This is a genomic window from Arcobacter sp. CECT 8983 (genome assembly GCF_004118855.1).
GTDB lineage: Bacteria > Campylobacterota > Campylobacteria > Campylobacterales > Arcobacteraceae > Halarcobacter.
Map to the genome: position 1 here is coordinate 83,696 of NZ_PDKF01000014.1, position 20,008 is coordinate 103,703.

Annotated in this window: 18 protein-coding genes; 15 read left to right on the forward strand and 3 right to left on the reverse strand. The window is 28.6% G+C overall.

Annotation, left to right across the window (positions count from 1 at the left end):
- The first annotated feature begins 191 nt into the window (after window positions 1-191).
- The 4 genes from metE to CRV01_RS12565 all read left to right on the forward strand — a co-directional run bounded on the left by metE (window position 192) and on the right by CRV01_RS12565 (window position 5,242).
- The gene (gene metE, locus CRV01_RS12550; protein ID WP_129008594.1) at window positions 192-2,468 is read left to right on the forward strand and encodes a 5-methyltetrahydropteroyltriglutamate--homocysteine S-methyltransferase; all 2,277 of its coding nucleotides are present in this window, start codon (window positions 192-194) and stop codon (window positions 2,466-2,468) included.
- Window positions 2,469-2,570: 102 nt separating this feature from the next.
- Window positions 2,571-3,779, forward strand: coding sequence for a threonine ammonia-lyase (gene ilvA / locus CRV01_RS12555; protein WP_129008732.1), 1,209 nt, complete (start codon window positions 2,571-2,573; stop codon window positions 3,777-3,779).
- A gap of 88 nt (window positions 3,780-3,867) precedes the next feature.
- Window positions 3,868-4,554, forward strand: coding sequence for a F0F1 ATP synthase subunit A (locus tag CRV01_RS12560; protein WP_129008597.1), 687 nt, complete (start codon window positions 3,868-3,870; stop codon window positions 4,552-4,554).
- A gap of 121 nt (window positions 4,555-4,675) precedes the next feature.
- Entirely contained in the window at window positions 4,676-5,242 is a 567-nt protein-coding gene (locus tag CRV01_RS12565) for a thiamine phosphate synthase (RefSeq protein ID WP_258238412.1), read from the forward strand.
- Here the strand turns inward: CRV01_RS12565 and CRV01_RS12570 are convergent.
- Entirely contained in the window at window positions 5,239-7,965 is a 2,727-nt protein-coding gene (locus tag CRV01_RS12570) for a RecB-like helicase (RefSeq protein ID WP_129008599.1), read from the reverse strand. The genes CRV01_RS12565 and CRV01_RS12570 overlap by 4 nt on opposite strands.
- A gap of 108 nt (window positions 7,966-8,073) precedes the next feature.
- Here CRV01_RS12570 and CRV01_RS12575 point away from each other — a divergent pair, with 108 nt between their 5' ends.
- From CRV01_RS12575 to CRV01_RS12605, 7 genes are all read left to right on the forward strand, one after another.
- Window positions 8,074-9,897 carry a GGDEF domain-containing protein gene (locus CRV01_RS12575; protein WP_129008601.1) on the forward strand — a complete coding sequence of 608 codons (1,824 nt, stop codon included), beginning with the start codon at window positions 8,074-8,076 and terminating at the stop codon, window positions 9,895-9,897.
- 66 nt (window positions 9,898-9,963) lie between these two features.
- Complete coding sequence (gene argB, locus CRV01_RS12580; protein WP_129008603.1) at window positions 9,964-10,869, forward strand: acetylglutamate kinase; 906 nt, start codon at window positions 9,964-9,966, stop codon at window positions 10,867-10,869.
- A gap of 9 nt (window positions 10,870-10,878) precedes the next feature.
- Window positions 10,879-12,357 carry a threonine synthase gene (thrC, locus tag CRV01_RS12585; RefSeq protein ID WP_129008605.1) on the forward strand — a complete coding sequence of 493 codons (1,479 nt, stop codon included), beginning with the start codon at window positions 10,879-10,881 and terminating at the stop codon, window positions 12,355-12,357.
- Between the two features lie 148 nt (window positions 12,358-12,505).
- Entirely contained in the window at window positions 12,506-13,009 is a 504-nt protein-coding gene (locus tag CRV01_RS12590) for a Rieske 2Fe-2S domain-containing protein (RefSeq protein ID WP_129008607.1), read from the forward strand.
- A gap of 10 nt (window positions 13,010-13,019) precedes the next feature.
- On the forward strand, window positions 13,020-14,267 hold the full coding sequence (locus CRV01_RS12595; protein WP_129008609.1) for a cytochrome bc complex cytochrome b subunit: 1,248 nt from the start codon (window positions 13,020-13,022) through the stop codon (window positions 14,265-14,267).
- Window positions 14,267-15,151, forward strand: coding sequence for a c-type cytochrome (locus CRV01_RS12600; RefSeq protein ID WP_129008611.1), 885 nt, complete (start codon window positions 14,267-14,269; stop codon window positions 15,149-15,151). The genes CRV01_RS12595 and CRV01_RS12600 overlap by 1 nt, the downstream gene beginning before the upstream one ends.
- A gap of 39 nt (window positions 15,152-15,190) precedes the next feature.
- The gene (locus tag CRV01_RS12605; RefSeq protein WP_129008613.1) at window positions 15,191-15,586 is read left to right on the forward strand and encodes a hypothetical protein; all 396 of its coding nucleotides are present in this window, start codon (window positions 15,191-15,193) and stop codon (window positions 15,584-15,586) included.
- A gap of 46 nt (window positions 15,587-15,632) precedes the next feature.
- Here the strand turns inward: CRV01_RS12605 and CRV01_RS12610 are convergent, their stop codons facing one another.
- Together CRV01_RS12610 and CRV01_RS12615 are read right to left on the reverse strand one after the other, a co-directional pair.
- A complete protein-coding gene (locus CRV01_RS12610) occupies window positions 15,633-16,304 on the reverse strand; it encodes a 16S rRNA (uracil(1498)-N(3))-methyltransferase (RefSeq protein ID WP_129008615.1) in 672 nt (223 codons plus the stop codon).
- The gene (locus tag CRV01_RS12615; RefSeq protein WP_129008617.1) at window positions 16,305-16,709 is read right to left on the reverse strand and encodes a hypothetical protein; all 405 of its coding nucleotides are present in this window, start codon (window positions 16,707-16,709) and stop codon (window positions 16,305-16,307) included.
- 72 nt (window positions 16,710-16,781) lie between these two features.
- Between CRV01_RS12615 and CRV01_RS12620 the strand changes: the two genes are divergently transcribed.
- From CRV01_RS12620 to CRV01_RS12635, 4 genes are read left to right on the forward strand one after another with little or no spacing between them, the layout of a single operon-like run.
- Complete coding sequence (locus CRV01_RS12620; RefSeq protein WP_129008619.1) at window positions 16,782-18,008, forward strand: molybdopterin molybdotransferase MoeA; 1,227 nt, start codon at window positions 16,782-16,784, stop codon at window positions 18,006-18,008.
- The gene (gene queC / locus CRV01_RS12625; protein WP_129008621.1) at window positions 18,001-18,678 is read left to right on the forward strand and encodes a 7-cyano-7-deazaguanine synthase QueC; all 678 of its coding nucleotides are present in this window, start codon (window positions 18,001-18,003) and stop codon (window positions 18,676-18,678) included. Before CRV01_RS12620 ends, queC begins: the two co-directional genes overlap by 8 nt.
- Before the next feature lie 3 nt (window positions 18,679-18,681).
- Window positions 18,682-19,215 carry a 6-carboxytetrahydropterin synthase gene (locus CRV01_RS12630; protein ID WP_129008623.1) on the forward strand — a complete coding sequence of 178 codons (534 nt, stop codon included), beginning with the start codon at window positions 18,682-18,684 and terminating at the stop codon, window positions 19,213-19,215.
- Window positions 19,202-19,957, forward strand: a complete 756-nt coding sequence (locus CRV01_RS12635) for a 7-carboxy-7-deazaguanine synthase QueE (RefSeq protein ID WP_258238413.1) — start codon at window positions 19,202-19,204, stop codon at window positions 19,955-19,957. The genes CRV01_RS12630 and CRV01_RS12635 overlap by 14 nt, the downstream gene beginning before the upstream one ends.
- Window positions 19,958-20,008: the final 51 nt, after the last annotated feature.

Consider the following 20,008-nt stretch of genomic DNA (forward strand, 5'->3'; position numbering starts at 1 on the left):
ATGCAGAAAAAGAATAACTCGTTATTCTCTTTAGTTTTTCTCACAGAGAGTTACAACAGGCTTCTTTTGTAATTTTTTATAAATTACTTTAAAAAGAAGACAGATAATTATAGGTCCCTTCCTAAGGTACCCTTAAAAAATTGATTATTTTTTTAGGCACCAATTTTGGGACAATTTTTAAGGTTAAAATAATGTCAAAATCATATGTAATAGGTTTTCCAAGAATTGGAGAACAAAGAGAATTAAAAAAAATATTAGAAAAATATTGGTCAAAGAATTGTTCCTTTGAAGAAGTAAAAGAAGTTGCAAGTATTTTAAAAAGAAGACACTGGAAGTATCAAAAAGATGCAGGAATAAAATATATTTCATCAAATGACTTTTCATTTTATGACAATGTTTTGGATACTTGTATTTTATTAAATGCTATTCCAAAAAGATTTAAAAACTTAGAAAATGAAGAGTTATATTTCTCTATGGCAAGAGGGAATAAAACTAGTGTAGCAATGGAAATGACGAAATGGTTTAATACAAACTATCACTATATAGTTCCTGAACTCTCAACAGAAGATGAGTATAAATTAAATGCTTCAAAAATATTAAATGAATATAAAGAAGCAAAAGAGTACGGAGTAAAAACAAAAATCAATCTTATTGGACCAATTACATTTTTAGGTCTTTCAAAAAGAGTTGATAGAGGTGATACTTATGAATTTCACTCTAAAATTTTACCTATTTATGAAGAGCTTTTAAAAGAAATTTCAAAACTTGATGATGAAATTATAGTACAGATTGATGAGCCTATTTTTGTAAAAGATAATGAGCAAAAAATATTAAGCTTAATCAAACCAACTTATGACAAATTAGCAAGTGTAAGTGAAAATATCAAAATCGTTGTTGCAACATATTTTGAACACTCTAATGAGGCTACTAAAATTTTAGTAAACACTCCTATTTATGCTTTAGCCTTAGATTTTCTATATGGAAAGAAAAACTTTAATAGTTTAAATTTAATTGCAAAAAGTGATAAAAAACTTATTGCAGGAGTAGTTGATGGAAGAAATATATGGAAAAATGATATTGAAAAAACCATTTCAATATTAAAAAAGATTTCTCAAGAAGTTAAAAAAGAAGATATCTTAATCTCTTCATCTTGTTCATTACTTCACACACCATTTACACTACGATATGAAGAAAAACTAGATAAAAAGATAAAATCTTGGTTAAGTTACGCAGAAGAAAAACTTGATGAAATTTATTTGATTTCAAAACTGTTTTTTCACGGTAAAAATAGTTTAAATGAGATAGAAACAGAAGATTTAGAAAAAAATATAAAAACAAATAAAAGTAGAAAAACTTCAACTGTTATTCATGATAAAAAAGTAAAACAAAGAGTTGAAACTTTTACTAAACTTTCAAGGGAAAAAGATTTTAAGCAAAGAATCAAAATACAAAAAGAGCTTTTAAAATATGAAGACTTAGCAACAACAACTATCGGTTCTTTTCCTCAAACGCTAGAGATTAGAAAAGCAAGAAGAGATTTTAAAAATAATGAAATTTCAAAAGAAGATTATGAAAAACAAATGAAACAATATATTGATGAGTGTATTGCTTTTCAAGAAGAGTGTGGAATAGAAGTTTTAGTTCATGGAGAACCAGAAAGAAATGATATGGTTGAATACTTTGGAGAGCAACTAAAAGGTTATGGGTTTTCACAAAATGGTTGGGTTCAATCTTATGGAAGTAGATGCGTAAAGCCACCATTTATTTATGGAGATATCTCAAGACCAAAAGCAATGACTGTTGATTGGATTACTTATGCACAAAGTAAAACAGATAAAATCATGAAAGGTATGTTAACAGGTCCAGTTACTATTTTAAACTGGTCTTTTGTTAGAGATGATAAACCAAGAGATGAAGTTTCAAAACAAATTGCTGTTGCTTTAAGTGATGAAATAGATGATTTACAAAAAAGTGGTATTAAGATAATTCAAGTTGATGAAGCTGCATTTAAAGAGGGATATCCTTTAAGAAATGAGAATATAAAAGATTATGAATCTTGGGCAACAAGAGATTTTAAAATCTCAGTTAGTAGTGCATATCCTCAAACTCAAATTCATACACACATGTGTTATAGTGAATTTAATGACATTATTAAAACTATCGAAGATATGGATGCAGATGTTATATCAATTGAAACTGCAAGAAGTGGAAATGAGTTATTAAAAATATTTAAAGAAGTAGGATATAAACAAGAAGTAGGACCTGGAGTTTATGATATTCATAGTCCTAGAATTCCAAGTGTAGAGGAGTTAAAAAAACAAATCAAACTTTTACTTGAAGTTCTTCCAAAAGAACAACTGTGGATAAATCCTGATTGTGGATTAAAAACTAGAAAATGGGAAGAAGTAGTTCCAAGTTTAAAAAATATGGTTCAAGCAGTAAAAGAGATTAGAGAAGAAAATAGATAGAGCATATGCTCTATCTATTAAAACTATCTAAAAAGAGTTTTTTATAATTCTAAAAACTCTTTTTAGATAATATTGCAAGGAAATTAAATGAAAAGAAAAAATATGATTACGTTAGATAATATAAAAGAAGCACAAGAAAATTTAAAAGATGTAGCACAAAATACTCCATTAACTTTAGCTCCTATTTTAAGTGAAACTTTTAGAAGTGAAATCTACTTTAAAAAAGAGAATCTTCAATTAACAGGAAGCTTTAAAGTAAGAGGTGCATACAATAGAATTGCTAATTTACCTCAAGATAAAAAAGACAAAGGTGTAGTTGCAGCAAGTGCTGGAAATCATGCACAAGGTTTAGCTTATGCAGCAAAACAATTTGGTTGTAATGCAACTATTTTTATGCCAGAAGCAACTCCTTTAACAAAAGTAAGTGGTGTTAAATCCCATGGAGCGAATGTAGTTCTTATTGGGGAAAACTTTGATGAAGCATATGCAGCTGCAATGAAGTATAAAGAAGAAAATAGTGTTGAATTTATTCATCCCTTTGCAGATGATGATGTTATTGCTGGACAAGGAACTATTTCTTTAGAAATATTAGAACAAATTCCTGATTTAAAACAAATTATTGTGCCAATTGGTGGTGGTGGACTTATTTCAGGTATTGCAATTGCTGCAAAAGCTATTAATCCAGATATAAAAATTATTGGTGTTGTTGCAAGTGGTGCAAGAGGTATGAAAGAATCTTATAAATCTCAAACTCCAATTGATAGTGCTAGTGTTAGAACTATTGCAGATGGAATAGCTGTACGTGATGTAACACCAAAACTATTAGATATTATTATTGATTATGTAGATCACATTGTAGAAGTTACTGATAATGAAATTGCAAATGCGATTTTATTTTTACTTGAAAAACATAAACTTGTAGTTGAAGGAGCGGGAGCTGTTGCTACTGCTGCTATTATGCACGACAAAATTGATAATATAGAAGATTCTAAAGTTTGTGCACTTATTAGTGGTGGAAATATTGATGTAACTATGCTTTCTCAAATTATTGAAAAAGGTTTAGTTAAATCATATAGAAAAATGAATTTAATTATAAAACTTAGAGATAAACCAGGTTCATTAACTCATTTAAGTGATATTTTTAAAGATTGTGGTGCAAATATTGTACAAATTGATTATGATAGAGACTCTGTTAAGTTAGAGTTTGGAGAAGCACAAATCACAATATCTGTTGAAACAAAAGGTGAAGAACACCAAAAAACAATAAGTGAAAAATTGAAACAGAACGGTTATAGATTTAAACAAATTTAGTTTTGTAATTGACATTTATAAAATTTTTAGTAAACAAAATATATAATGTGCGATATATTTTAGTCACAAACGAAAAAAAAGGAAGAAAATGGAAGGAAGATTGTTTACATTCTTGGGTGCGATCGGTGGTCACGGGCAAGAGTGGATCATTTTATCACACTTTGTACTAGTAGTTGGAGTAATTTTTTTACTATCTAGAGCTGCAACTAGAAAAATGCAACTTGTTCCAACTGGTACACAAAATGTTTTAGAAGCATACATTCAAGGTGTTGTATCAATGGGTGCAGATACAATGGGAGAAGAAAATGCTAGAAGATATTTACCATTAATTGGTGCTTTAGGTTTAGTAATTTTCATCAGTAATATGACAGGTGTTATTCCAGGTTTTGAATCACCAACAGCTAATATTAACTTCACTTTATCATTAGCACTAATTGTATTTGTTTACTACAATTACTTAGGTATCAAGAAAAATGGTTTTGTAAACTATTTCAAACATTTTATGGGTCCAATGCCAATATTAGCTCCATTAATGTTCCCTATTGAAATTATTTCTCACTTATCAAGAATCGTTTCTTTATCATTCAGACTTTTCGGTTCTATTAGAGGTGATGATATGTTCTTAATGGTACTTTTAATGTTAGTACCTTGGTTAGTTCCATTAGCTGGTTTCTTTATGTTAACTGCATTTGGTTTCTTACAAGCATTCATTTTCATGATTTTAACTTATGTATATATTGCAGGTTCAATTATGATGGAGCACGAAGATCATTAGTAAGTTGAGTAAATCTTACTTTTTGTAAGACGAAAGAACTAATTAATTTTCGTAAAACTTAAGAAGGGGAAAGAGCTTTTACTCTTTCCCCTTTTTTCGTTACAATAAAGGAATAAATAAAATGAAAGATGACTTGATTAGTTACTTAATAACTGATCCAAAATACTATTCAAATGATTTAATTTTATTTGAAAAAAATCTAAAAAAAGTTTTAAAAACAAAAAAAGTTAATATGGCTTGTTTTAGAGATAAAACTTCAGAAAACTACAAAGAATTAGCAAAAATATTTGTAAATACTTGCAAAGAGTTTAAAATAGAAAGTATTTTACTTAGCGAACATTACAACCTAGCCTTTGAACTTGGAGCAAATGGAGTACATCTTACTTCAAAACAGTTTGATGATATACAAAAGGCAAAGAACTTAGATCTTTATACCATTATTTCTTGTCATAACTTTACTGATATAGAGAATGCGCAGAAAAAACATGTTAATGCAATTACTTATTCTCCTATATTTAATACTCCTAATAAAGGTGAACCTAAAGGAATATCGAAATTAAGAGAAATTATTAGATCTTATGAAGACTTAGACGTAATTGCCCTTGGTGGAATTATTAATGAAGAAAATTTAAAACTTATTGCTAAAACAGAAGCCTATGGTTTTGCTTCAATAAGGTATTTTATTTAAACCTTTTTAAGATTAGCCATATCTTCATTTAAATATACAATATAAGTGTAAACTTCATTGGAAGATACTATCTCTTTAATAGCTTCTTTATAATAATTTATTTGATGAATATGTTCTTGTAATTGAGACCTTGTAGTTTTATAATCAAAGATAAAATACTTATTATCTTTTTCTACAAGTAAATCTATAATCCTTAACTCATTTTTATAAATCAAAGATTGCTCTTTACTAAAGTTACCCTCTTTTATTAACTCCATAAATTCATTATTTAATAAAAGATTTGAAACTCTATTTTTAATATTTTGTATATCATTATCATCTAAATAGTTTGAATATCTATTTTTTACAAGATTAATACTTAAATTTAATGAACTTTCATCAAAACTATTCATCATTTCTAAGCAATAGTGAGTTGCTATACCAAAATATTTTGCATGTAAAGTGTATTCTTCATCATCATTTTCTACAGCAATTGGCTTATCTTGTTTTCCTAAATTAAGTCCTTGATAAGATATCTTAGAGGTTTTTTCATAGTTTTTAGTTTTATTATCACTTATAACTATTTCTCCTAAAATATTTGGTTTCAAATCCAATAAATCAAAAACTGACTTTTCAGGCTTTTTAAATATTATCATATTCTTTTTTGCTCTTGTCATAGCAACATATAAAATATTTAATTCATCTTCAAACTCTAGGGATTTCTCTTTTTTTAAAGCCTCTTTATACTCAATACTATAATTATCCAAACCACCAATTTTATAATAAATATTTTTTAAATTTACATCCTCATACTCAAATAATAAAGAGTCTCTATTAGCTACTTTCTGTTTTATTCTATCTAAAAGTAAAACAGTGTGGAACTCCAAACCTTTTGATTTAAAGATTGTAAGAATTTGTAAACCTATTTGTTCAGAGTTTTCTATAGAAGCATCTAACTCATCAATTTCATATACAAAATCAACTACATTTTTATATGAAGAACAAAGCTCTACAAACTTTATTACATTGTCATCTGTTACATTTAAAGCCTGTGCTATTTTTAATACTGACTCTTGCACACTTTTGTATTTCAAATCAATATCTAAAGTAAAAGGAGTTTCTGGTGCTTTTCCAATAATTGCATTTAAATTTTCTTTATAAATCTTCTCATTAAAATATAGATATTTTATTGCATTTATAACAGCTTTAACATTTTCCTGATTTATAAGTTTAGAAGTCATTTCTGTACTAATTTTTAGACTTGGGAACATCTTTTTTAAATATGAATATAGGTTTAATACATCATCATTTGTGTATGTTAATATTGCAATATCATTACTATTTATACCCTTTTGCATTAGTTCAGATATTTTTTTAGCTATGTTTTCATATTTTTCATCTTCCAATAAAACTTCATCTTCAATTACTTCTACATATCCACCATTATGAATTGGTACTTGATCATGATACTCATATGAAACTAACTTATTGAAAGATTGATTTACATAATTAACTACTTCTTCACATGACCTATAATTTGTATTTAATACCTCAACATTTACCATAGGATTTGTTTTTAATACATAATCAAATAGTTCTCGTTTTCCACCTCTGAACCTATAAATAGATTGTTTTGTATCTCCAACATAGAAAAAGGTTTTAAACTCAGAACTTGCAAGTATCTCTTCAATCAAGGGCTGTAAGATTTTATATTGTAAAAGTGAAGTATCTTGAAACTCATCAATTAATATATGAGAGAAGTTTGAGTCTAATCTAAAATATAAAAACTCTTTATCAACCTTTGTACTTAGCAATTCATAACAGATATTTGAAATATCATCAAAGTGTAAATAGTTTTTTGAACTATTATATTTCCTTTTATAACTTTTAAAAAGATTATATAATTCAAATAACCTACTTAAAGAAAAAGCAGACCTTAACTTATAATAATTTCCTACTTGCTCTTTTGTATTTGCAAAATATTGTTCTAAAGTTTCATTTGCACATTTCTTAAAATATGAGTATTCCCCTGCACTATTCTTTTCTAGCCATTTTTTAGAAATAAGTTCTTCAAAGTTTTCATACTCAACTGCTTTTATTGCACTTTTTGAAGCATTTGGACAATTTAAAATAAACTCTTTTATTTTTAAACCTTCAGTTAAAGCCTCTTTTTTTTGTATCTCTATAAGTGAAAGGTCAATATTTACAACATCAACTGTTTCGCCTTTTTCAAAAATATTTTTAAATATTTCAAAAATAGAATTATATTTTTTATTTTCAAAAAGTGAGAAATCTATTAATTTATCAAAACTGTCTATATCTAAAGATTGAAGAAACTTGCTACTTAGTTTTTCTACATCATCTTCTTTAATTTCAAAGTCATCATTAATTCCAGCATAACCACTAAACTCTCTTAAAATCTTATTTACAAATTTATCAATAGTAAAAATAGATAAAGAAGCATTTGAAAAGATATCTACAAGTTGCTCTTTTCTGCTTAATATCTCTTCTTTTGAAAATCCAGATTGAATTTGTATTGCACCTAAATACCCTTCATCTTCCCCTAAAGTTAAAAGTGTTTTGTATATTCTTTCACTCATTTCATTTGCAGCTTTATTTGTAAATGTAAGAGTAAGTATCTCTTTAGGGCTTGCACCTTTTAATAATAATGTTATGTATCTTACTGTTAGTGCAAAAGTTTTACCACTTCCTGCACTTGCTTTTAATGCTAAATATTTTTTCATAAAAGAATAATACAAAAATAATCATTTATATCTATATAACTATAAGTTTTTTTAGATTTTTACTGTTATAATATATTTTAAGATTATTATCAGGAAAGAAATTAATCAATGCAAACAAAAAATAAGATTATTATACTTGTTATCTCAATTATTTCCTTTACTTTTTTTCTAATTACTATTGATATGGTATATAACTTTAGAAACTATGGTATTAAATCAATTGATGACAAAGCAAAAGCTGTTGCAAAGACAGTAGAACACTCCTTGACATCACAAATGGTAAGCGGAGTTATTGATGATAGAGAACTTTTTTTAAGCCAACTAGAAGATATTCCAAATATTGATAAAATATGGTTAAGTAGAGGTCAAAAAGTAATTGATATGTATGGAAAAGGCTTTAACAATGAAATCGCAAGAGATGAAGTTGATAAAGAAGTATTAAAAACAGGAGAAACAAAAAAAGTTGTAAATGACAAAATTTTTTCTCAAAGTACATATAGAATAACTATTCCATATAATGCTACAAGCAAAGGCAAAATTAATTGTATGACATGCCACTCTAACGCACAAGAAGGTGATACATTAGGTGCTATTTCAATTGAAATGTCAATTGATGATTCTAAACAAATTGGTATAAGAGCTATTACAGATACACTTTTAATAGCATTAGTTTTAATGATAGTAATTATTTTCTTACTTAACTTTATTATTTCTCCTTTCCTATCACTTTTTGATTCAATTAAAAGAGTTATGAATAAAGCACAGCAAGGTGACTATTCATATAGAATACAAAACCCTAAAGGTAAAGAAGCAAAAGATGTTGCTTTATGGATTAATGGATTACTTGAAAAACTTGAAATTACACTTGAAGCAATAGATTCAAAAATATCAATATTCTTATCAGAACATCACAAAGTAACTGATAAAGATCATTTAATCAATGTAAAAAATACAGTTGATAGATTATCAGATGTATATAAGTTTAGAAAAACTATTGAATATGATGAGACTATAAATGACGTATATAATAGGCTTGCGGAAGTTTTAAAAATAAAAATAGGTATTACAAAGTTTAACTTTTTTGAAGTAAGTACACTAACAAATGAAATCAATCTAGTACATAGTGAAGCAAAAGTTATTTGTAATATTATTGAACAAGGTTGTAGAGCAGATAGAACAAATACTACTATTGATTCTACTCAATTTAAAAATATTTGTCCTGCTTGCACTTCATGTGAAAAAACAAATTACTTCTGTGTTCCTTATGCTATTTCAAATGAATTAGACTTAATCATCTCTATTTATACTGATACTGTTAATCAAACAATAGAAGTAAGAGAAATGATTCCTTATATTCAAGATTATGTTGATGCAGCTAAAACTGTTATTGTTAGTAAAAAGCTTATGAATATTTTAGAACATAATGCACAAACAGATGCACTAACAAATCTTAAAAATAGAAAATACTTAGAAGATGCTATTCCAAATATTACTTCGCAAACAAAACGTTCTGGTATAGCTTATGCAGTTCTTCTTTTAGATATAGACTTCTTTAAAATGGTAAATGATACTTATGGTCATGATATAGGAGACAATGCAATAAAGATTGTTGCTGAAACTTTAAATGAAAATATTAGAGAATCAGATACTGCCGTAAGATATGGTGGGGAAGAGTTTATTGTCCTGTTATATAATTGTGATGAAAAAGGTGCAATGGATGTTGCAGAAAAAATAAGAGAAAATTTCTCTAAAAAAGAGATTCCAACTGGTGGAAGTACAATTTTACAAAAGACAATGAGTATTGGTGTTTCTATGTTCCCTGAAGATACAGAAGATTTAGGAGAAGCAATTAAATATGCTGACCTTGCATTATATAAAGCTAAAAATAGTGGAAGAAATAAAGTAATTAGATTTGATATGTCTTTAGTTTAAATTATAACCTTAAGATTATTTTAGGTAAAATATTTGCCTTAAAAATAATAATCTTAGGGAACTTCTATGCAAAAAAAACAACATAAGGTACAAACCCTTCTTGACGCAATACCTCACATTAAAAAATTCTATGGAAAAACTATTGTTATTAAATATGGTGGTTCAGCACAAACAAGTCCTGAATTAAAAGAAAAGTTTGCAGAAGATATTGTTCTTTTATCTCTTGTTGGTATTAAACCAGTTATTGTACATGGTGGTGGAGCTAGAATTTCTGAACTTCTTGATAAATTAGAAATACACTCAGAGTTTATTGATGGACATAGAGTTACCTCAGAAGAGACAATGAGAGTAGTTGAAATGGTGCTTAGTGGTGAGATCAATAAAAATATCACTTCTTTGTTAAATCATCACGGAGCAAAAGCAATTGGTATTTCAGGTAAAGATTCGGCTATTATAAAAGCTACTCCAAAAGAGAATGGAAAATTTGGATACACAGGTGTTATTACTGAAGTAAATGGAACACTAATTAATAATCTTATTAAAGAAGGTTTCATTCCTGTTATTGCTCCTATTGCAGATAGTGCAAAACCAAATCATCCTGGATACAATATCAATGCAGATGTTGCTGCAAGCAAAGTAGCTCAAGCAATTGGAGCACAAAAAGTTCTGTTTTTAACTGACACAGTTGGCGTTTTAGATAAAAATGGTGAACTTTTAAACTCACTTGACAAAGAGGATGTTAATGAATATAAAGAAAATGGAACAATTGCAGGTGGAATGATACCTAAAGTTGATTCATGCATAGATGCAATTTATAACGGTGTTAACAAAGCACACATTATTGATGGAAGAGTTGAGCATTCACTTTTACTTGAACTATTTACTAGTGATGGAATTGGTACACAATTTCTTAGGAAAGACAATCCCAATAATGGCATAGATATGGAAAAATTATTAAACGACGAAGAGTAAGGAAATATAATGAATTTTATAGAAACAAGAGGAAATGATGGTATCAAACCACAAGAAGTTAGCTTCTCAGATGCAATTTTAAGTCCAAGTGCATCTTTTGGTGGATTATATGTACCTAAAGAATTACCACAATTAGAAGAAAACTTTTTACAAAACCATATTAATTCTTCATATAAAGAGCTTGCATATGATATTTTAAAAGCTTTTGAAATTGATATTGAAGAAGAGGAAATAAAAAAAGCACTTGATCTTTATGATAATTTTGATGATGCATCAAACCCTTGTCCAGTAGTAAAAGTAAAAGATGATTTATTTGTACATGAACAATATCATGGACCAACTAGAGCTTTCAAAGATATGGCTTTACAACCTTTTGGTTCAATTCTTTCTTCAATTGCTAAAAAAAGAGATGAGAAATATTTAATCTTAGCTGCAACTTCAGGAGATACTGGACCTGCTGCATTAAATACATTTAAAAATAAAGAGAATATTCAAATTGCTTGTATGTACCCAGACGGAGGGACATCAGATGTTCAAAGACTTCAAATGGTATGTGAAGATGGAGAAAATCAAAAAGTTATTGGTATTAAAGGAAATTTTGATGATGCACAAAATGCACTTAAAAATCTTCTTAGTTCGCAGTCATTTATTGAAGAATTAAAAAATGATGGTATCAAATTAAGTGCTGCAAATTCAGTAAATTTTGGAAGAATTATATTCCAAATTATCTACCACTTCTGGTCATATATACAACTTCTTAAACAAGATGAAATTAAATTTGGAGAGAAAATCTATTTAGTTGTTCCATCTGGTAATTTTGGAAATGTACTTGGTGGATTCTATGCAAAACATATGGGTGTTCCAATTCAAAAACTACTTGTTGCGTCAAATGAAAATAATATCTTAACTGAGTGGATTAATACTGGTGTTTATGATATTAGAGATAAAGAACTTATTCTTACAAAATCTCCAGCAATGGATATCTTAAAATCTTCAAATATTGAAAGAGTTATGTTCTGTTTATTTGGAGCACAAAGAACAAAAGAGTTATTTGATAATTTAAATGACAATAACATATTCACATTAACAGAAGATGAAACAAAACTTCTACAAGAAGAGTTCTCAGCTGTAAATTCTAATGACGCCTATGGTTCAAAAATTATTAAGTCATATTTAGATGATGGATATTTAATGGATCCACATACTGCAACTTGTATAAAGGCATATGAAGACTTAAGAGAAGAGAAACTAAAAACAGTTATATATTCAACTGCTGAGTGGACAAAATTCTCTCCTACTGTATTAAATGCTTTAAATGAAGATAATAAAACTTATCCGGATAAAGAAGCATTAGAAAAAATATCATCAAAATATTCTGCTAATTTACCTCAATCAATCTCTTCTCTTTTTGAATCAAAAGTAAATCATAATACTATTATTGAAAAAGAAGATATTGAAAAAGAAATAGTGAAATTTATTAGAAACTAATATATAATAAATAAGCTAAGCTTATAATAATAGTGTGTAGTTTAACTACACACTTCTCAATAAATCCCCTTTTTTTGACCTTAATCATAATTTTTTAAGAAAATTAACTATATAATGTAAAGATTTAATTTTAAAATAAGGAAGCTAAATGTCTAACGAAACAAATAGACGGGATTTTCTAGGTTATACATTTGCAGCTGTTGCGGCAGTTGGTGGAGCTGCCTCACTTGTTGGAATGAAACAAGCGTGGGATCCATTACCAAGTGTATTAGCTAGTGGGTTCACGAATGTTGAACTTAGTGGAATAAAAGCTGGGGAGCCTCTTACTGTAATGTGGAGAGGAAAACCTATTTTTGTTCTTAAAAAAACTGCAGAGATGGAATCATCAGATAGAGATTTAATTGTTGGTGAAGATAGATATACTATTGCAATCGGTCTTTGTACTCACTTAGGTTGTATTCCAGCATGGAAAAAAACTCAGTGGAAATGTGCATGTCACGGTGGTGAGTTTAATGCAAGTGGTAAACAAATTTTTGGACCTCCTCCAAGACCTCTTGATTTACCACCATTCGCAGTTAAAGGTTCTCAGCTTGTTCTTGGTGAAGAAGGACCTGAATACAAAAAAATCGCTGGCGCGATGGCAACGGCATAAGGAGTAGTTTATGGCAAAATTTGAAAAAGCTAACTCTGTAGGTGAGTGGTTAGACCAAAGACTTAATACTACAGCATTAACTAAAGTATTAATGACGGAGTATTGGATTCCAAAAGATATCAACTTCTTATGGGCAATGGGTGTACTTTTAGCAGTTACGTTTAAAATCCTAGTAATCTCAGGTTTATTCTTAATGATGTATTACAAACCAGATGTAAACTTAGCATTTGATTCTGTAAACTATACAATCATGCAAGAAGTTGCATATGGTTGGTTATTTAGACATATGCATGGTGTTGCAGCTTCTGTTGTATTTTTAATTATTTATATCCACATGTTTACAGGAATCTATTATGGTTCATATAAGCAAGGTAGAGAAATGATTTGGATTTCTGGTATGTTATTATTTATGACATTCTCAGCTGCTGGATTCTCTGGATATATGTTACCATGGGGACAAATGTCTTATTGGGCTGCAATGGTTATTACAAACCTATTTGGTGGTGTTCCAGTTATTGGAGATGCATTAGTTGTATGGATTAGAGGTGACTTTAACGTTGCTGATGCTACATTAACTAGATTCTTCATGTTACACGTTTTCTTATTACCAATTGTTATTATGGGTATTATTGGATTACACTTCTATACATTAAGAATTCCTCACGTAAATAACCAAGAAGGTGCAGATATTGATTATGATGCAGAAGCAGAAAAATATTTATCTGGTAACAAAAAAGAATCTAAAGTTATTCCTTTCTGGCCAGTATTTATTTCTAAAGACTTTGCTATTTTAGGTATTTTCTTAATTTTCTATTTCTACTTAGTATTCTTCCATTATAACTTTGCAATGGATCCAGTTAACTTTGATCCTGCAGACAACATGGTAACTCCTGCACATATTTACCCAGAGTGGTATTTCTTATGGTCATATGAAGTGTTAAGAGGGTTCTTCTTTGATGTTGGTCCTATTAAAGCATTTGATATTGGTTTAGCAGCATTTGGTTTTGCAAATGTTATTTTCTTAGTATTACCATGGTTAGATAGAGATCCTGCAATTTTACCAGCTCATAAAAGACCTGGATTTAGAGTATGGTTCTGGATATTAATGGTTGACTTAATTGTTTTAACTGTTTATGGTAAATTACCTCCAACAGGTATAAATGCTTGGGTTGGATTTGCTTCAGCTACATTATTTATTTTATTATTTGTAGCATTACCATTTATTACTAAATTAGATGCTAAAAAGAGAGGTGCATAATGAGAGAATTAAAGATTTTAGCAGTAGTAGTAGCATTTACTCTTATTACTTACTGGGGTGTTGAGCCATTCGCTCACTCTCAAATGCATCCACATGTAGAACCAGCTGATTATGAATTTGCTGATGTTCAAGAAAATGTTAAAGATGTTAAAGCTTTAATTGGAAATGCTCAAAATGGAGCAGGATTAGTTCAAGCAAACTGTACTGCTTGTCACTCTATTGAAAAAGAAGGTTTTCCTCAATTAATGGATAATGCTAGCGCTGCAGCAGCTTATGGAGTTGTTCCACCAGATTTATCTACTGCTGGAAGAATCTATAATGCTGATTATTTAGCTGCATTTATTAAAAATCCCGTAGAAGCTTCTAAAGTTGCTCATAAATTCCAAGATGGAAGAGTTCATCCAATGCCAGCTTATGGTTGGATGCAACCACAAGAGATTGCAGATATGGTAGCATATTTAAAATCTATTGCTCCAAAAGAAATGACTAATAAAGAAGTATTTGTAGATGCTTGTCAAAGATGTCATGGTATTAAATATGGAGATATGAAAGGTGGTTCTATGGCTGCTAAAACTCCAGATGAAAATATCAAAGCATATATGGGTAAATTACCTCCAGATTTATCACAATACATTAGATCAAGAGGTGAGCATTACTTACATACATTTATCAATGATCCTCAAAAACACTTAGAAGGTACAGCTATGCCTAGAGTTGGATTAACTGAAGAATCTCAAGATCAAGTTATTGCATATATGGAAGAAGTTGGTGATTCTAAAAAAGCTGAAAGAGAAGCTTTAGGACCTAAATTCTTAATCTATTTAGTTATTTTCGCAATTTTCGCTTGGTTATGGAAAGCAAGTAAATGGAGAGAAGTTCACTAAGAACTTCTTTCTTTAATAAACTCATAGGAGAGGCTTATAATGAAATTATTAAAAATTTTAGCAGCAGTAGCACTTACAGTAAGTATTTCTTCTGCTCAAGATGTTATGCAAAAATCAATGAATATCATGGAAGAAGGTATGAGTGAGATTCAAAAAGGTTTTTTAAATAACTCTGTAGAATTAATTAAAAGTGGTACAGCAAAAGTTAGAAAAGGTAATGAATTATTTTCTGACAAAAAAGTAATTTCTCAATATTTACCAGAAAATAAAAAACATATGGTAAACATTGCAGAGAATGCAGCACAAAGAATTAAACTTGATGCTAACGTTTTAGAATTAAATCTAGATAACAAAGCGTACATTGATGCAGCAAACGCATATTCTGATATGATGAATGCATGTGCTAGATGTCACTCTATTGTTAGATCTTGGTAATTTAAAATAAAAAGATAAACTTAAATGTTTATCTTTTTATTAAACTTTAAATAATAACTTTAGATACAGCGCTTATAGCAGCTGTTTCACTTCTTAGAATCAAATTTGAATTAAATCCAACTATTTTATTAGAATCAAACTTTTCTCTTTCATTTTTTGAAAACCCACCTTCACATCCTAATAACAAGATTTCTATTTCATCTTTTTTAGTTTCAATATTTTGTTGTGAAAAATCTAAAAGATAAACATTTTTATTTACAGATAAAAACTCATCTAAAGAGTTACAAGTTTCAAGTTTAATAATAGAACTTCTTCCACATTGAGAAGAAGAGTTAAGTAAAATTTTTTCTAGTTTGTCAAGATTTAATTTAAAGTTTTTCTGTGAATATTCACAATATATAAATGTAATCTTTTCTAAACCTAATTCATTTAAAGAAGCAATATTTTTTTCAACAATCTTTGGGTCAATAACACACCAAGCAAGGTGTAGCTTTTTATCATTTTCAATAATTTTTTCTTCAAAAGATACAAGTTGTAGCTTTGCATCTTTTCGATTAATCTCTACAACTTTATAAAGATATATATTTTTATCTTTTAAATTTCTAAAATATATTTCATCTTCAATCTTTTGCCGTCTTGCTTTAAATAAATATTTATAAGTTTCATTATCAACAGATAAAAACTCTTGTGAAGCCTCTTCGTGATAAGTAAACTGCATCTAAAATATCTTTGAAATAATATAAACTGCAACTAAAATTGCAATTTCAATTGTATATATTTTTTTTGCATATACCATAAACTCTTCTTGTAACTTAGTATCAGTAGTTTTAATAACTCTCATCTTTTTATATCTTTTAATCTCAATTACTAATAAAAATATTGCTGCTGCAATCATGATAACAACAGTAAATGAAAAGTGTTGTGCATAAGCAGATACAATTGCACCTGTGTACATTACAATTGCATTTGTAAGATGATATAATGGGGTCATAAACTTCAATCTTTTTGCTAAGGGTAGAAACTCTTTTGCAGTTGATACTGAATATAAATTAAATAGCATTACTGCTAAAAAGAAATATACTGCAAATACGTGTGTGACTACTGCATCACTCATTAATTCCATGTTAAACTCACTTTTAAAAAATTTGGGTATTATAGCTTAATTGTCATAAGGTATTAGTAAAAAAGGATCTCCATGGCATTAAGCGTAAATAATGCATTAAAAATAATCTCAGAATTATCAGTAAATCCAAAGTTTGAAATCATTCCAATTGAAGAATCAATCAATAGAATTTGTGCTCAAGATATAAAAGCAAAATTAGCACTTCCAAGATTTAACAACTCAGCAATGGATGGCTATGGCTTTAAACTTCAAGATATAGAAAAAGAGCTCAAAGTTATTGATTCAGTATTTGCAGGAGATAACAAAGATATTAACCTGCAAGAAGCAACATGTATTAAAATTATGACAGGAGCTGTTGTTCCAGATGATGTTAATGTAATTGCCCCTAAAGAAAATTGCCAAATTTTAGAAAATGGAAATATTATAGTCAAAGATAAAAATCTAAAAGAGTATTCTCATATAAGATTTGTCGGGGAAGATGTTAATATTTCAGACAAAGTATTAAGTAAAGGTGATGAAATAAACTTTGCTAATGTAACTTTACTCAGTTCACAAGGTATTTCATACATCAATGTTTATAAAAGACCAAAGATTGTTGTTTTTTCAAGTGGCGAAGAGTTGAAACTTCATTATGAAAAAATAGAAGACCATCAAATATATAATTCAAATACCCCTACTCTTTTAACAAGATGTAAAGAATTCAATTGTGATGTAACATTTATTGGACAAGCAAGGGATTCAATCAAATCACTTGAAGAGTTAATAACAAACTCCCTTGATGCTGATTTAATTGTCACTTCAGGAGGTGTTTCAGTTGGAGATGCTGATTTTACAAATGAAGCCTTTTTGAATTTAGGGTTTGAACAAATATTTAAAGGTATAGAAATAAAACCAGGTAAACCAACAATTTTTGGGAAGATAAAGAATACATATATTTTAAATTTACCAGGTAATCCTCTTGCTTCAGCTTTAATTTTTGAAGTTTTTGGAAAAGTTCTACTTCAGAAACTATTAGGTTCTAATTTAATACACCATAAAACTATAAATGCAAAATTAGGAACCAATTTAAAAAATAAAAAAGGAAGAATTACTATAATTCCAGGTTTATTTGATGGAGAGTATTTCTTTCCCGAAGACAAAAGACTTCCAGGAATGGTATCAACTTTAAGTAAAAGTAACTGCATGATAGCCCTTAATGAAGATGTTTCATTTTTACAAAAAGAAGCAGAAGTTAAACTTTTACCAATAAATTGGAAGTTTTTTAGAAAAGATTATAAGGATTTTTTAACATATGAGTAAAACATCAAAAAAAGCAGTTTGTATTTTAAGTGGAGGAATGGACTCTACTTTAGCTTCATATATAGCAAAAAAAGATGGATATGAAATTATTGCTGTTCACTTTAACTATGGACAAAGAACCGAAAAAAGAGAGTTAAAAGCTTTTAGAGACATTTGTGAAGATTTACAAATTAAAGAAAAATATGAAATAGATATTCCTTTCTTCACACAAATAGGAGCCAGTGCTCTTACAGATAACACCATTGATATTCCTGTTAATGGAGTAGAAGAAGGTGTTCCTGTAACTTATGTACCATTTAGAAATGGGATTTTTCTTTCAATAGCAAGTGCTATTGCAGAAAAAGAAGAAGCTAGTGCTTTATATATTGGAGTTGTTGAAGAAGATAGTTCAGGTTACCCAGATTGCACTGATGAATTTATTTCAAAGATGACGTCTGCAATTAATCAAGGAACAAAAGAATCAACAAAAATAGAGATAAAAACTCCTTTAGTTCACCTAATGAAAGATGAGATAGTAAAAAAATCTTTAGAGTTAGATGTTCCATTAAAACATACTTGGTCATGTTATCAAGAGGAAGTTGCTGCTTGTGGAGTATGTGATTCTTGTAGATTAAGATTAAATGGGTTTAAAAAAGCAAACGCTACAGATCCAATAAAATATAAGGAATAAATTTTGACTTGGAAAATTTCAAAATCATTTGATTTTTGTTATGGACACAGAGTTTGGTCTCAAACTTTAGACAGTGAATATTCACTTGACCCTTGTTTGAAATGTAGGCACTTACATGGGCACCAAGGAAAAATTGTAATTTTTTTAGAAGCTCAAAAATTAAAAGATGGAATGGTAACAGATTTTAAACACTTAAATTGGTTTAAACAGTTTTTAGATGATGTATTAGACCATAAATTTATTCTTGATATAAATGATCCACTATACCCTACTTTACTTCCTCATGTAGAAAAAGAAGATTTGATTTATTTTGAAGAGGGTTATTATATTCCTGACATGAATAAAATTAAAAATGAACCAACACATATTAAAGAGATGTATGAAGGATATGTAATAGTTGATTTTGTACCTACAAGCGAAAATCTATCTGCTTGGTTTTTAGAAATTGCAAGTAAAAAAATGAAAAATCTTGGAGTAAAAGTTTCAAGTGTAGAGTTTGCAGAAACTCCAAAAAGCAAAAGTCATGTCTTTGCTTGAAGTTAATGAAATTTTTGGTCCAACTATTCAAGGTGAAGGTAAATTAGTTGGAACACCTTCTATTTTTATAAGATTTGGCAAATGTAACTTTAAATGTAAAGGTTTTAATGTAGAGTATGAAACTCCAAGTGGTGTAAAAAAGTGTTCATGTGATTCATATTATGCAGTTGATATGGCATTTAAAGATCAATGGCAAAAGATGAATGCACAAGATGTAATCAATGATGTTTTACAATTAGAACCTAACTATAAAATTGATATTGTTATTACTGGTGGAGAACCACTTTTATACTGGAAAAATGAAGAATTTCAAAAACTGTTAAAGTATTATGTGCAGAATAATTATAAAGTCACTATTGAAACTAATGGCTCACTAAATATAGATTTAAATGAAACTTACCAGAAACAATTACTATTTTCAATGAGTGTAAAATTATCAAACTCATTAGAACCTTTAAAGAAAAGAATTAACATAAATACATTAACAAAAATTATAAATGAAACTGATGGTTCATACTTAAAATTTGTTATAGATGAAGACTTTAAAGAACAGGCAAGTTATGAGATAAAAGAGCTTATTTCTCAACTTCCAAAGGTAGATGTGTACCTAATGCCTATGGGAGATACTGCAAAACAAATAAATAAAAATAGTGAGGCAGTTATTAACCTTGCAATTGAAAATGGATATAAATATTGTGATAGGCTTCATATAAGAGTTTGGGACAATAAAAGAGGTGTTTAAAATATTTTAGCTATAATCGTGCTTCAATATTAAAGAACAACTCGTTGTTCC